Annotated in this window: 1 protein-coding gene; it reads right to left on the reverse strand. The window is 51.2% G+C overall.

Features of this window, described 5'->3' with window-relative positions; genetic code table 11:
• Window positions 1-92: 92 nt before the first annotated feature.
• A protein-coding gene (locus A1359_RS03435) for an IS3 family transposase (RefSeq protein WP_157200448.1) occupies window positions 93-1,282 on the reverse strand; the annotation gives its coding sequence in 2 pieces (ribosomal slippage) (window positions 93-1,003 and window positions 1,003-1,282; 1,191 coding nt in all).
• Window positions 1,283-1,348 lie beyond the last annotated feature (66 nt).

Consider the following 1,348-nt stretch of genomic DNA (forward strand, 5'->3'; position numbering starts at 1 on the left):
GTAAAGTGGACCCCATTGTCCAGACAAATTATTACCGAATTTAAGATAGAGCCCTGTTCACACTCCAGCTGAATGGCGCTGTCCCAATTCTTCTAAACGAGAGCTGACGTTTCCGTCGCCTCGTTAAATTTATCCACAATCTTGGCACCACCGCCCGCAGCCGTTTGATACACTCTGTCCGGCGTTTTGTAATCCAATGATTGATGTAGCCGCTCCTCGTTGTAAAACATGAAGTAACGAGTCAAGCCCATCAACAAGTCCTGCAGGCTACCGTGCTGTTTTAAATACACCTCTTCGTATTTCACCGTTCGCCATAGCCGCTCGACAAAAATATTGTCCAGAGCCCGACCTCGTCCATCCATGCTGATCGTAATACCGTGCTCGATCAATACGCCGGTGAAGGCGTCGCTGGTGAATTGCGATCCCTGGTCACTATTGAAGATCTCGGGCGCTCCGTAAGCTTTGATGGCTTCTTCCAGACAGTCCACACAAAACCCGGCGTCCATGGTATTTGACAATCGCCATGCCAGTACCTTACGGCTGTACCAGTCGATGATCGCCACCAGATAGACAAAGCCGCGCGGCAGCCGAATATAGGTGATGTCAGTACTCCAAACCTGATTGGGTCGGATGATGTCGACCCCCCTCAACAGGTACGGATAAAGCTTGTGCTGTGGATGCGGCTTGCTGGTATTGGGGCCGGGCGCCATGCCCGCCAACCCCAGCGTTCGCATCAAACGCTGAACCCGCTTGCGATTTACCGCATGTCCACAGCCACACAGATACTTCGTCATCCGCCGAGAGCCATAAAAAGGGTGCCGCGTATATTCCTCATCGAGCAAACGCAGCAATAGACATTCATCCTTGTCAACGGCTTTCAATCGATGTTTTTTCTGCTCGTACACTACGGAACGCGTGACTTTGAGCAACTGGCACTGCCGGGATAAAGGCAACGCGTCATCGGCTGCAACCCAAGTCTGGCGCTCTTCTACAGGCTGAGTCCAGACTTTTTTTTAAGCCAATCCAGCTCCATATTGAGTTGCCCAATCTTCGCGTACAACCGGTCCGGATCGTTCTGAGCATTGACCGGTTTCGGCCCGCGCTTGCCTTCGAACAGACTGCCGGCATTATCCATCAACTCTTTTTTCCATTGACTGACCTGCGTTGGATGCACGGCGTGCTCTTGGGCGATTTCATTGATCGTCTTCGTCCCTCTAATCGCTTCCAAGGCAACCTTGGCTTTTTGGGACCCTGTAAATATCTTTCGTTTGCGTTCGCTCATTTTCTGCCTCTTATTTTCCGTCAGAGCATAGCTTAAACTACTGTCCGGATTTCGGGGTCCACTTTA

Origin of the sequence: Methylomonas lenta (assembly GCF_001644015.1) — a bacterium.
GTDB lineage: Bacteria > Pseudomonadota > Gammaproteobacteria > Methylococcales > Methylomonadaceae > Methylomonas > Methylomonas lenta.